The following is a 14,125-nucleotide window of genomic DNA, read 5'->3' as shown; positions in this document are numbered from 1 at the left end:
ATATTATGTTACATATTTAATTAACATAATATTGGACCAATTGAAGATGATTAGCAAAAAGCTTAGTTAAAAATTATACAATAAATTGTCAAGTTCAAAAACCATAGCAAAAAACACGATGTTCTTATACATAAGAATGATTATTACCATGGTTGTAAGTCTGTATACTTCACGTGTTGTATTAAATACACTTGGTATAGAAGATTACGGTATTTATATTATTATCGGTGGTGTAGTCACTTTATTTAGTTTTTTTAATTCTGCCATGTCCTCAGCAACACAACGTTTTTTAGCTTTTGATATAGGTACTAATGATGAAGTAAAACTAAAACAAACATTTAATGCCACTCTAAATATTCATATTGGAATTGCAATATTAGTTTTAATTTTAGCTGAAACAATTGGGTTGTGGTTTGTAAACTATAAATTAAATGTTCCAATAGAGAAAATGAATGCTATAAATTGGGTATATCAATTCTCAATATTTGCATTGTTAGTGGGAGTAGTGCAAGTGCCCTACAATGCTTTAATTATCGCAAGAGAAAGAATGAATATCTATGCTATTTTTAGTATTGTAGAGGTTTCATTAAAACTATTTATACTTTATTTACTCATTGTTTCTCCATTTGATAAGTTGAAAACTTATGCTGTTTTGATGTTTTTTGTAACAATTCTAATAGCTATTTTTTATACATATTATTGTAAAAGAAATTTCACGGAAAGTATTTATAAATTCTTTTATGAAAAACAATTATATAAAATATTAATATCCTATTCTGGCTGGAATATCTTCGGTAATATTGCTGCAGTTGCGAGAGGACAAGGAATTAATATTCTTTTAAATTTGTTTTTTGGAACAGTCTTAAATGCTGCTTTTGGTATTACACTTCAAGTTCAAGGAGCTGTACAAGTCTTTGTCGCTAATTTCCAAATGGCAGTAAATCCTCAGATAATTAAGAATTATGCAAATGGGAATACTAAACAATCTTTAAATTTAATATTTCAGAGTGCAAAATTTTCTTATTTCTTATTATTTTTAATTGTTTGCCCTATTCTGTTTAGTATAGATTTTATTTTAAAAATATGGCTCATAAATCCTCCTAAATATACAGCTATTTTTGTTACTCTAGCCTTGATAAATCTATTAATTGATTCTGTTTCAGGACCTTTAATGACTGGTATTCAAGCAACTGGTAAAATAAAATGGTATCAGATAGTAATTGGTTCTTTTATATTTCTCAATCTGCCAATAGCATATGTTTTATTAAAAATTTATAATAAGCCAGAATTGGTATTTTTTAGTAGTATAATAATATCATGTATTTCTTTTTTATTCAGACTTTATTATGTAAGAAATAGCTTAAAACTGTCGGTTATTGATTTTTTTAAGCAAGTAGTCAGCAAAATATTTGTTGTAAGTTTTATAGTTTTGGTGATGATTTTATTCTTTAATCGAATAGACGTGAGTCTATCAGAATTTCAAATTGTTATGATTAGGTCCTTTTATATTATAATAATTACAATCATAGCAATATCACTATTTGGTATTAGTAAAAACGAAAGATTATTTATCAAACAATTTATCTTCAATAAAATTAGCAAGTAATGAAGAATCCAACAAGTATACAAGAAATAGTTAAGCAGGAATTATGTACTGGTTGTGGTATTTGTGTATCTGAATCACCATCCTCACTGAAGATGCAATGGAATGAATATGGATTTTTAACACCGCATCAAATTGGGGACAATATCAATGACAATGCAATAAGAGTCTGTCCATTTAATCCTAGTCCAGATGATGAGGTTAAAGATGAAGATAAATTAGCAGATATATACTTGAAGGGAGCTACTAACTATGATCCAAAAGTAGGTAGGTTTGAAAATACTTATGTTGGTTATTCTAACGAATACAGAGAAGTTGCGTCATCTGGAGGTTTAGCGACTTACATCTTTAAAAAATTATTAGAAGATAGAATTGTAGACTATTTATTTATTGTAAAAGAGGTAGAAGGTACATATAAGTACCAATTTTTTAATCAGGTAAATGATATAATTAAAATTTCTAAAACTAGATATATACCTGTATCGTTAGAAGAATTGTTTTTAAAAATTAATGAGGTAGATGGGAAAGTTGCCGTTTCAGGTGTTGCTTGCTTTATAAAAGCGATTAGATTGAAGCAGTATTATAATCCAGAATTAAAATTAAAAATTCCTTTTTTGGTTGGGATTATTTGTGGTGGTTTAAAAAGTAAATTTTTTACTGATTACTTAGCACAAAATTCAGGAATTAATGAGGCATATTCAAAACAAGAATATCGTATTAAAGATAAAAAAAGTTTATCATCAGACTATTCATTCGGAGCATATGATGAAAAAAATAATTTTCATCAAATGAAAATGAATACTGTTGGAGACATGTGGGGAACCGGTCTTTTTAAGTCTAACGCGTGTGATTTCTGTACTGATGTTCTAACAGAATTAGCAGATGTCTCACTAGGGGATGCTTGGTTAGAGGAATATAGAAATGAAGGTCTAGGAAACAGTGTTGTAGTTACCAGATCGAAATTAGCAGATCAAATTGTAAGAAAAGGGATTAGAAATGGTTCTTTGTGTGTTACTGAAATTAGTAAAGAAAAAATAATAGCTTCACAAGCTTCAAGTTTTATACATAGGCAAGACGCTATTGATTTTAGAATAAAAACAAGAAAATTTAAAAATAAATTAGTACCAAGCATAAGAAGAAGAAATTTAAAATCTATTAGTTTGCCATTTAAACTAGTTCAACTTCAAAGACAAAGAACACGTAAAATGAGTTTAACAACATGGCGACAATTAAAGGATCATAAAAAATTTAAAATCTCGATGAAATATGATTTAAAACTTTTAATTCTGTTAACAAAAATTAATCATAAATTAAGAAAACGAATAATTTAGGTATTAGATTCTGAAATTAAAAAAAAACACTAAATATTTTGTTGTCAGTATATTTCTTAAATTGAGCGTAGTGAAAAAAATGAGTTATTTCTTTTAAAGAAATATATTTTGAAATTTAAATTTTTAGTAGCTATCAAGTGCAGAGACCACATTATTCGCCAAGTATTTAAATTATTTTCTTGATTATATAAAAAAAGAGAAAATCACAAAAAATTTGAAAATGCTTTTTGTTTAGATGTTTATGATTTTAAACTTAATTTATAAAAAACATAAGAAGTAGCGCTACTAAAAAAAACTTTATTAAACTTTGGAAAAAAAATCAAAGTTCTTTATTTTTTGATATTAAAATTTAAGAAATAAAAATAAAGCAAATGATTTTATTAAGTATTACCAATGGATTGCGAGATTAATGTGGATTGTTGAATTAAAATTATTTAATTTTTATGAGTGAGCGTATAAAATATTATGATATTCTGAGAGGAATAGCCATAATAGCTGTTATTTTAATTCATACTTTAAATGTAGAGGTGAATAATGTAATTTCTTGGACGGCTATTTTAATTAGACAATTAATTAATTTCGCAGTACCGCTTTTTATTGCTCTTTCAGGTTATTTTATGGCAGACAAGGTTTTTAATACCCAACATACCCATAAAATGTTTCTTGAAAAACAACTTGTAAGAGTTTATTTGCCATATCTGATTTGGAGTTTACCTTATATGTTTTTGGGTTTGTATTTTCATGCAGATACTATTTTGATTAGTTTGTTCAAACTGATAACCTTTCAAACTTCAGGAATATTTTATTATGTATTGTTAATTATTCAATTTTATGTCTTTCTTCCATTATTAAAGAAAATGGCAAATACAAAAGGGCTTATTATTGCTTCATTATTGAGTTTTACCAGTTGTTTAGTTCTGATTTTTTTAAAATTATTTCTGGAAATAGAAGTTCCTTTGATTATATATGCTGGTAATCTTGTCACATGGTTAATGTTTTTTATACTGGGGATGTATTTGAAAAATAATAAAATGAACATAAATAACACAGCATTACTGATATTGATTATTCTTAGTTTAATACTCGAAATGATTGTGACAAAAATTCATTATGATTTATTAAATAACATGAATGAGGCAATAACGGCAGTAAAATTATCAAGTTTCATATATTCGGGAATGATTATTACTCTTTTATTAAGGAAAAAAGATGTATATATCGAAAATTTTAAATTTTTGGAATCATTGGGTCAAGTATCTTACGCAATTTATTTGAACCATTTACTAATATTACTTTTTGTAAATAACTTTGTTAAAGAAGCAAGTCTGACAAATCAATTATTAATTTTCTTGTTTACAGTAGGAGTTTCTTATCTTATTTGCATAATGATAAAGTCTATTAATAAAAACATAGCACATAAATATTTAGGAATATAAAAAAAAATGAAAAAAATAGCAATTCTAACCCAACCGCTTCACACCAATTATGGTGGAATTCTTCAAGCATACGCTTTACAAAGAATTTTAAAAGAATTAGGGCATGATGTATTGACAATTGATAGAGTTCTTCCGAAACTATCTTATAAAGTAAAAGTGCTTTCCGTCCTGAAAAGATTAATAATGAAAATGCTTGGTCGATACAAAGGTCCGATTCGAATTTGGCCGACAGTAACTGAATATTCTACAATAGCTAGAAAGACCCAGCATTTTATTGATAAATATATTTCTTTGACTGAGCGTATTGAGAATAACAAAGAATTGGTTCATTTAAAGAAATATAATTTTGATGTATACGTTGTTGGCAGCGATCAAGCATGGAGACCTCAATATTCGCCTAATATTTTAAATTATTTTCTTGACTTTGTTGAAAATGAAAAAAGGATAAAAAGGTTATCTTATGCTGTTTCATTTGGTGTAGATGAATGGGAATTTAATTCGGAGCAAACCAAGCAAGCAGCTGAATTAATAAAACTTTTTGACGGTGTCTCTGTGAGAGAACTTTCAGGTGTTTTACTCTGTGAAAAATATTTAAATGTTAAAGCAGAGTTTGTGCTGGACCCTACTTTACTTTTAAATCAAAAAGATTATATTGAATTAGTCAGGGAAAGCTCTTCTGTTAATGATGTAGATAATGGAGGTAAATTATTTGCATATGTTTTAGATAGAAGTGTTGAAAAACAAAATTTAATTTCTAAAATAGCAAAGCAGTTTAACAGTACTGCATTTGAAGTAATGCCTGAAAATAATTTCCAAGAGGTAGGTTCAAGACGTGTAGATGATTGTGTTTATCCGCCTATTACAGATTGGATTAAAGGATTTATGGATGCCGACTATATTGTTACAGATTCATTTCACGGTACCGTTTTTTCCATAATATTTAATAAACCATTTATCACTATAGGAAATAAGGGCAGAGGTTTGTCACGTTTCCAATCTTTACTTTCATTGTTTAATCTTGAAAATAGACTTGTTATTGATTGTAATAATGTTCCAGTTTCTTTATTAGAAGAGCAAATTGATTTTAATAAAGTAAATGAAATTCTTAATATTCAAAAGGCAAAATCAATACAATATTTGATTAATGCATTAAACAAGTAGTATAATGGATAGGATACTAATTTCAATTATTGTTCCAGTTTACAATGCTCATAAATATTTGCATAAATGTATTGATAGTATTTTAAATCAGACTTTTTTAGATTTTGAGGTATTACTAATTGATGACGGTTCTAAAGACACATCTGCCGAAATATGTGATGAATATGCCTTAAAAGACAATAGATTTAAAGTTTGTCATATTCCTAATTCAGGAGTATCTGCAGCACGTAATAAAGGTATCGAACTGGCTAGCGGAACTCATATTGCTTTTATCGATGCTGACGATTGGATTGAAAACGTTTTTTTAGAGCGATTTGATGAGATTTTGAACTATGATAAAATTGATCTAATTGTATGTGGGTATTGTTATGAGTATGGATCTAACAAACCACAACAATGTTATTCCTTGCCCAATCAAAAAGCAAAAACGAAAACTCAATTGGGTGCGGTTATTCCAGAATTGGAATATAATAGAATGCTTAGCAGTGTATGGGGAAAATTGTACAGACGTGATATAATCGTCAATAATAAATTAAGTTTTGACACAACGATAAGTTTTGGAGAAGATACAATATTTACTTGGAGTTATTTATTTTTAGTAAATTCTATTGCAGTTACCGATACAATTGGATATCATTATGTACAGTATGATGAGTTAACTTTAACTAAAAAGGTATATGGATACGACATAACCAAAAAAATAAAAGATAAGTCTTATGAATTAAGAATGGAAGTTCTAGAAAAATATGATTTATTTTCAAATAAAAAATTTCTCAATGCAATTCAAGGGGAATACATTATGATGTCAATTTTAGCCAATTTGTCTATGTATGATTTAGCCTTTAGAAAAGAGAGGAAAGAGAGATATGAAAACTGGTTAGAATTAGCAAATAATGCGCATATAAATGAAATGTATATCCAATCAAGATTTATTAAAACTGTACAATTTTTGCTTCTTTATAAACAGATAAACGTTTTAGATTTAGTTTTAAAAAGTAGAAATTTAATTATTGGAAAATAATCCTTTTATTTAGCAAGAAAATAATAAACAATAAATGAATATACTGATATGCATAGGTCGGCTTTATATGGGCGGAATTGAAAAGTACGCAATGGATTTAGCATTAGGTTTAAAGAATAGAGATCATAATGTACATCTCTTGGTTTTTTTTCAAATTTTAAATAGTGAAAAAAAGCAATTACTACTAAATGAGGGAATTACTGTACACGAGTTACTTTTAAAATCTGGAAAGGATTTAAGATTACCTATTCGATTTGGAAGACTATTAAGGCTAATAAAACCGGATATAATTCATTTAAATATACTGCCTTTCTTGGCAGTAATTCCATTAATTTTTTATAGAAACAAAACAGTTTATACCATTCACCAGATTGCTAATAACAAGTTTGTCGCTAAAATTTACAGTTTTGTTATTAAAGGTATTATCGGGATTTCGAAAAATGTAAAAGAAGTACTGAAAAACCAAAATGGTTTTTTTCAAAGAAATTATTGGACTGTTATAAATAATGGTATTGTGTTGAACGATGTAAAAATACCTGACTATGCTAGCGGCATTATAAATTTGGTAATGGTCTCAAGATTAGCGCAGGACAAGCAACCCGATCATGCTATCGAGATATTAAATTATTTACATACTAATTCTAATCTGGATTACGAACTAACACTAGTAGGTAATGGAGATATTGATGATGATAGCTTTACGAAAATGTTAAAAGAAAAAGTTAAAAATTTTGGACTAGAAAACAAAGTTCACTTTGTAGGTTGGCATGAAGATGTCAGTGAATACTTGCTGAAAAGCCAAGGATTTTTAATGCTGTCAAGATTAGAATGTTTTCCATATAGTGTAATTGAAGCAATAGCACATGGAGTTCCGGTATTTAGTTATAAAATAGAAGGAGGTTTACATGATTTACACATAAACCATGAAACTGGAATTGTTAGTGACAAGAATGATCCAGTTAGTTTAGCTTTAAAAATTGACAATGTTTTTAAAGATCCTACTGTTTGGAAAAAATTTAGTGATCAAGCCTTTCAAAGATCAAAGTCTTTTTCTGTTGAAAAAATGGTGCAAGAAACAGAGCATTTTTATTTTAACTTATAAATTAACTTGAAATGAAAACAGTTTTGAAAGCGCTTTTGGGGGATTTACTTTATTTTTTAACCAAGTTGGTAGGATACTTGTATTGGAATTATAAAGGTGTTCGAATTACTTTTAGCTGCCAGGTAGCAATGAAAGCAAAAATTGCCAAAGGTTGTGTTTTTACAGGAAATAGTATTATTACGGAATATGCAGAAATAGGAGCGTATACCTATGGGCACAATGTAAACATCAATAATGCGACTTTAGGAAGCTATTGTTCGCTCGGGCCTGATGTTAAAATAGGTTTGGATGAGCATCCATTAGATAAAGAGTCTACACACCCACATTTTTATCAAAAAATAACTCAAAATAGAAGCATAATTCAAGATCATGTTTGGATTGGAACGAATTCAGTTATTTTATGTGGAGTAAAAATTTTTGAACATTCGGTAATTGCAGCCGGCGCAGTTGTAAAACATGATGTAGAGACGAGAACTATTGTAGGAGGAGTGCCTGCACAATTCCTCAAAAGAATTTAAATTGAACAATTCTATTTTTTGTAGTACTGAAAAAATCTTAATTAAGTCAAATATGGATAAGCCATTACAATTTTCTGAAAAGATAGTTATCAGGAAAATTAAAATTTAATTTTTTAAAGATTAAGCTTTCTTGATGTAAAGTAATAAGGTGTGTTTTAAAAAAATATAAAACATGTATCAATAAAAATGAAAAAACTAAAAGTAGTTGTTTACCACGTAGGAGCAAGAGATAAATACTCAATTGCTAATTATTTTGCAGATAAACAAATGTTGCATGCTCTTATTACCGATTATTGGTTTAAACTATCAAGATTTATGTTGTTTGGAAGAATTAGAGAAAAAGCAAATAGAAGATTTTCAGAATCTTTGCAAGATGATAGAGTGTATTCATACCCATTTGTAAAAATCATAAAAAATTTATGGAATAGATCGCAAAATTTATCAGCAGATCAGATTTGGATACTGCACGATAAAGCTTTTACATCTTTTGCTTTACAAAAAATGAAAAAATTAAAACCTGATGTTCTCTATGGGTACACGAATGCGAGTCTAGAAGTTTTAGAATATTATAAAAACCACAAGAATGTCTTAAAAATTCATAATCAAATTGATCCTGGTTTAATTTATTACGAAATTAAAAGAGAATTAAATTTACTTTTTCCTGAATTAGAAAAAACAGCAGAAACTATTTCACTTGAATTTATTGAAAGAATTAAAAAAGAATGGGAACTCGCGGACTGTATTATTGTAAATTCTGAATATTCTAAAAAATCACTTTCAAAATACGTATCACAAGATAAGGTAATTGAGATTTTACCACTAATCTACGACAGAAAGAAAAAGTTTAAAACATTCAAACGAGAATATTCCGATAGACTTAATGTCGGATTCGTAGGAAATATTTCTGTAATTAAAGGATTTAATAAGTTTATAGATGTAGCTAAAAATCTAAATTCAGAAATGAATTTTATTGCAGTTGGCACTTTTTTATTGAATGATACTATTATGGAAGAGACAAAGTCTTACATTACTTATACTGGTCATCTTACTATACAAGGTATGCAAGATATATACAAAACAATTGATGTACTGGTCTTTCCAACCTATTGTGACGGTTTCGGAATGGTACAATTAGAGGCGATGGATAATGGTATTCCTGTTTTAGCATCAAGATATTGTGGTGAGGTTGTAATTGACAATTATAATGGTAACATAATTGAAACTGCTGATGACATTATAAATGTTCTTTCAGTTTTGAACAATGATAGATATTTATTACAAAAATACTCTGAAAATGCTTTCGAAACAATAAATAATTTTTCACAGGAAAAGTTTGAGTTGAGGTTTAATCTGATTCTTGAAAAATATTTGTCATGATTTACTTTATCCTTTTATCACTTTTATTTATAATAGGGATTGGCTTTGGATTGACTGATTTTCGAACACATTTTTTGTTGCTATTCGCCTTGATTGTATATTTTATATGTTTCTTTTTAGGGCCTTTGAATTCAGTAAACTACGACTTGTATACGCATTTGGGTGGTTATTTTCGCGCTGGATTTGATGACACTATGGAATTGTATATTCTGGCCATTTTATGCTTGTTGCTAGGCTATGCTATTTCTTATAATGTAACTAAAAATAAAGAACCTAATAAAGTAATTTACTTACTTAATCCAAAAAACAAATACTATATGTGGTTGTTTTTCATCTCTTTAGTCTCTATGATTCGAAGAAATATTGTTGACGAAGTATATGGTGGCGGTTTTTATAATTATTTAAGTTTTTTAGGAGATTCTCTCATTTTAGCTTTTATCACACTAATATATCACAAACAATTCAACAAAAAATGGCATTGGATTTTGTTGGCAGCTACGCTTTTGTGTTATATGATCCTTGGGTTTCGTTACCGCATTCTTTTACTGATTATTGGGGTCATTTACCACTTTGCAATAACTTCCAAATTTTCATTCAAAGTAGTTTTTAAATGGATTTTTTTAACATGGCTGGTGGCATACAGTATAAATTTTATTACCCTCAACCGCACTGCACTAAGTACTTTAAACTTTAATGAAGTAAGTTTTGAATCAAAAGTACAATATGGTTTGTCACCCTACCAATTGGTTATGCACCAAACCGATAATTACAAGACCGAAATGATGGTAGTAAAGTACATCAAAGCTAATGATATTGAGCAAGATTATGGGGAATCGATGTTTGCTCATATTCTCATTCGGATCGTTCCGGCTAGTTTTTTTGAGGGCAATAAAAAACCAGAAATACCACAAATTGCGGTAATAAAAAATTCCTTTCACTCTGTTGAAGGTATGTATGCTGGCGCTGCTGTGTCAAATGTTACTCAATTCTACATCGCTTTTGGTTATTTTGGAGTGGTGTTTTTCATGTCGCTTTTAGGTGTTTTTCTGGGGAGTGTTGCAAAACGTACTAACCTTTATGAACCACGAGATCGGGTAGTGGTTGTGATGATACTCATGGTTTTGTTTCAAGAAATTACGCGCGGATATTTGCCTCAAAATGTGACCCTACTCGCATTTCTTTTAATAACGTTAAAACTATTTTATAAAAAACAATATGTTAGCACTAGTAACCAATATACCTACACCTTATAGAACGGCTTTTTTTAATACTTTACAACAAGAGCTTTTAAAAGTAGGACAAAGTTTGCATGTGGTATATTGTTCAAAAACCGAAACTGGCAGACATTGGCAATTTAATCCAGAAGAAAACAACTATGTCTTTACCTTTTTAAAAGGCTGGCATCCTGAGTTTAAAGGTTTTTATCCGCATGTTAATATTGGTTTACTATCCCATTTAACAAAATTAAAACCAGATTGGATTATGTTAGCCGGAAGTTGGAATGCGCCGGCTACAATTACGGTAATCCTAAATAAAAGGAAGTTGAATTGCCCAGTTATTTTTTGGAGCGAAGGACATTTTGATGCCCAAATGCGAGCCAATAAATACATCGATTTTCTTCGAAAAACTGTTTTAAATAAATTAGATTATTTTGTTGTGCCTAATGTAAAATCAAAAGAGTACATCTTGCATTATAATAAAAGTGCCATAATCGACTTTTTGCCAAATACCATTGATGAAAGCTTTTTTTCCTTATCCAAAAACGATTCGAAAGAGCAAAACAGAAAATTAAAAAAGTTACCTATTGATAAAACTATTTTGATATTAGTGTCGTCTTTGGATAAGCGGAAGGGCGTTTTAGATTTTTATGAAGCGTTTAAAAAATCTAAAAAAGATACACTTTATGTAGTACAAATCGGAACAGGGGAATTTTACGATACTTTAAAAGAGCGGCTGATTGCAGATAATCTTTCAGAACAGTACCGCCTCACTGGACAATTAAAAGCAAATGACGTTAGAGCGTATTTAATTGCTGCAGATGTTTTTGTTTTGCCAACAAAATCCGACCCCAATCCGTTAAGCCCAATTGAAGCCGCTTTTCTCAAAAAAGCTTTATTGCTTTCTGCAAAAGCCGGCAACGCCCAAGATCTTATTCCAAATAAAGAAAATGGATGGATACTGAACCAAATTACTAGTGCAGATATAATTGAAAGTATAAATAAAATTGCAGAAACCGATAAACAACGATTAGAAGAAATGGGTGAAAAATCCTTTCAAATAGTTTCCGATTCTTTTACTAGAAAAAAGGCATCAGAGTATCTTATCGTTTTTTTAAATAAAATAAAAAAATGAAATGAAAGTACTCATTGATAATTCCAATCTTTTTGCCGGTGGCGGCCTGCAAGTGTCATTTTCATTTTTGCGCGATTTAAGACGTTTGCAACTTGCGTGGGAATGGCATATAGTGCAATCTGTAAAATGTGCGGAAAATTTTGATGAATCCACTTTTCCAAGTAATTTTACCTTTTACAATCTCCGAAAAGCCGAAGAAATTTCAAAAAGAAAACGAATTAGCAGTGTTAAATATTTGGAAAACAACATTCAACCAGATTGTATTTTTACTCTTTTTGGACCATCGTATCACAAAAGTAAATTTCCGAAGATAGTAGGCTTCGCTTTACCGTATATTCTGTATCCCGATTCTCCGTTTTTTAAGCAAATTGGTTTTAAAGAAAAAATTTATTACAAGTTACTCTCTATTTTAAAAACCTATTCATTTAAAAAATATTCAGATACATTAATTTTTGAAACTGAAGATGCAAAAACTATTTTTACTAACAAGGCAAATTACACTAAAGATAGTTTTGTTGTAGGCAACACGCTGAACGAAATTTTTTTCGCGAAAGAAAAATTTATAGAATTAAAAATTACTGATTCTACTTCTTTAAACATTTTATTTTTAACTGCCAATTATGCCCATAAAAATATGCAAATACTTCCGGCAGTCATTAAAGTTCTTAGAAACAAAAAGCACCTTAAAGATTTCAAGTTTTTAATTACTTTGGATAAGGCTGAATTGAATTTCCCCATAAGTTGTGATGAAAATATTATATATTTAGGCAAAGTAGGGTTAGAAAAAATTCCTGCTCTTTATTCCAATTCTGATATGGTTTTTATTCCAACATTATTAGAAGTTTTTTCGGCAACGTATTTAGAGGCCATGTTCATGAAAAAACCAATTGTTGCTTCTGATTTGGGTTTTTCTCGCGAAATTTGTGGCGATGCAGCTTTGTTTTGTAACCCAACCAATGCAGAAGCCTATGCTAACGCAATTTTTGAAATATTTCATAATGAGAAACTTAGAAAGGAATTGATAGGCAAAGGAACAGAAAATTTGAAACGCTTTGGAACCAGTATGGATCGAACCAACGCCTATATAAGTATTATAAAAAATATAATTACTAAAAATGAAAATACAAAATAAAATTCTATTAATCACTGGTGGTACCGGTTCTTTCGGAAACGCTGTGCTAAACCGCTTTTTGTACACCGACCATTTCAAAGAAATCCGTATTTTTTCGCGTGATGAAAAAAAGCAGGATGACATGCGCAACCAATTAAAAAACGACAAGCTTAAATTTTATATCGGTGATGTACGTGATTACTGCGGTATAGAGCGTGCGATGCGCGGTGTAGATTACGTGTTCCATGCGGCAGCCTTAAAGCAAGTGCCTTCCTGCGAGTTTTTTCCAATAGAAGCCACCAAAACCAATGTGTTTGGTACCCAAAACGTTATTGATGCAGCAACAGCCAATAAAGTACAAAAAGTGATCTGCCTGAGTACCGATAAAGCTGCTTATCCTATCAATGCGATGGGGATTTCTAAAGCATTAATGGAAAAAGTAGCGATTGCCGCTTCCAGAAATACTAAAGATACCACTGTTTGCTTGACCCGTTATGGAAATGTAATGGCCTCACGAGGTTCAGTGATTCCGTTGTTTTTAAAACAAATTCAGGAAGGTAAAACCATTACGATAACCGACCCTAAAATGACACGTTTCTTAATGTCATTAGAAGAAGCGGTGGAGTTGGTTTTATTTGCTTTTGAGCATGGGAATCCGGGTGATTTGTTTGTCAATAAAGCACCGGCAGGAACCATTGGCGATTTGGCACAAGCCTTAAAAGAACTCTGTAATGCCGATACTGAAATAAAAATAATCGGAACGCGTCATGGGGAGAAATTATATGAAACATTGTGTACCCGTGAAGAAATGGTAAAAGCAGAAGATATGGGCGATTTCTATAGAATTCCGGCAGATAACCGTGATTTGAATTATGCACAGTATTTTTCGGAAGGAGAAAAGGATGTTTCCATAATTGAAGATTATCATTCCCATAATACAGAACAACAGGATGTGTCAGGAATGAAAAAATTATTAGCTACATTACCATTGATTCGAAAAGAAGTATTTGGAGAGGAAATTCATGTAACAAAAGTGCTTCGCAACAAAGTGGCAGGAATAAAAGTGTTCGATAAAGAAGTGACACTATTACCATAATAGCATTCAATTTGCTG

The 14,125-nt window shown here is 29.9% G+C and carries 12 protein-coding genes; all 12 read left to right on the top strand.

The genetic code is table 11. The features are described 5' to 3' along the window. The first annotated feature begins 85 nt into the window (after positions 1-85). The 12 genes from E0F89_RS05335 (at position 86) to E0F89_RS05280 (ending at position 14,108) form a co-directional block, all read left to right on the top strand. A complete protein-coding gene (locus E0F89_RS05335) occupies positions 86-1,606 on the top strand; it encodes a lipopolysaccharide biosynthesis protein (RefSeq protein WP_243699479.1) in 1,521 nt (506 codons plus the stop codon). Then, positions 1,606-2,934, top strand: a complete 1,329-nt coding sequence (locus E0F89_RS05330; RefSeq protein WP_131908818.1) for a Coenzyme F420 hydrogenase/dehydrogenase, beta subunit C-terminal domain — start codon at positions 1,606-1,608, stop codon at positions 2,932-2,934. The genes E0F89_RS05335 and E0F89_RS05330 overlap by 1 nt, the downstream gene beginning before the upstream one ends. 443 nt (positions 2,935-3,377) lie before the next feature. Further along, complete coding sequence (locus E0F89_RS05325; protein WP_131908817.1) at positions 3,378-4,370, top strand: acyltransferase; 993 nt, start codon at positions 3,378-3,380, stop codon at positions 4,368-4,370. Between the two features lie 6 nt (positions 4,371-4,376). Then, positions 4,377-5,531: a polysaccharide pyruvyl transferase family protein gene (locus tag E0F89_RS05320; protein ID WP_131908816.1), complete on the top strand. Its 1,155-nt coding sequence runs from the start codon at positions 4,377-4,379 to the stop codon at positions 5,529-5,531. Positions 5,532-5,535: 4 nt separating this feature from the next. Continuing rightward, on the top strand, positions 5,536-6,552 hold the full coding sequence (locus tag E0F89_RS05315) for a glycosyltransferase family 2 protein (RefSeq protein WP_131908815.1): 1,017 nt from the start codon (positions 5,536-5,538) through the stop codon (positions 6,550-6,552). Positions 6,553-6,586: 34 nt separating this feature from the next. Then, entirely contained in the window at positions 6,587-7,654 is a 1,068-nt protein-coding gene (locus tag E0F89_RS05310; protein WP_131908814.1) for a glycosyltransferase, read from the top strand. 11 nt (positions 7,655-7,665) lie between these two features. Further along, positions 7,666-8,172, top strand: coding sequence for an acyltransferase (locus E0F89_RS05305; RefSeq protein ID WP_131908813.1), 507 nt, complete (start codon positions 7,666-7,668; stop codon positions 8,170-8,172). A gap of 186 nt (positions 8,173-8,358) precedes the next feature. Next, entirely contained in the window at positions 8,359-9,549 is a 1,191-nt protein-coding gene (locus E0F89_RS05300; protein WP_131908812.1) for a glycosyltransferase family 4 protein, read from the top strand. Then, positions 9,546-10,802 (top strand): O-antigen polysaccharide polymerase Wzy, encoded by a 1,257-nt coding sequence (gene wzy / locus E0F89_RS05295; protein ID WP_131908811.1) that lies wholly within the window; start codon positions 9,546-9,548, stop codon positions 10,800-10,802. Before E0F89_RS05300 ends, wzy begins: the two co-directional genes overlap by 4 nt. Continuing rightward, positions 10,765-11,901, top strand: coding sequence for a glycosyltransferase family 4 protein (locus E0F89_RS05290; RefSeq protein ID WP_131908810.1), 1,137 nt, complete (start codon positions 10,765-10,767; stop codon positions 11,899-11,901). The genes wzy and E0F89_RS05290 overlap by 38 nt, the downstream gene beginning before the upstream one ends. A gap of 1 nt (position 11,902) precedes the next feature. Continuing rightward, positions 11,903-13,033 (top strand): glycosyltransferase, encoded by a 1,131-nt coding sequence (locus E0F89_RS05285; protein ID WP_131908809.1) that lies wholly within the window; start codon positions 11,903-11,905, stop codon positions 13,031-13,033. Further along, complete coding sequence (locus E0F89_RS05280) at positions 13,017-14,108, top strand: polysaccharide biosynthesis protein (protein WP_131908808.1); 1,092 nt, start codon at positions 13,017-13,019, stop codon at positions 14,106-14,108. The genes E0F89_RS05285 and E0F89_RS05280 overlap by 17 nt, the downstream gene beginning before the upstream one ends. Positions 14,109-14,125: the final 17 nt, after the last annotated feature.

Origin of the sequence: Flavobacterium caseinilyticum, from assembly GCF_004349085.1 — a bacterium.
Lineage (GTDB): Bacteria > Bacteroidota > Bacteroidia > Flavobacteriales > Flavobacteriaceae > Flavobacterium > Flavobacterium caseinilyticum.
Note: the sequence above shows the minus strand (reverse complement) of the source record. Positions and strands in the feature narration are given on the sequence as shown.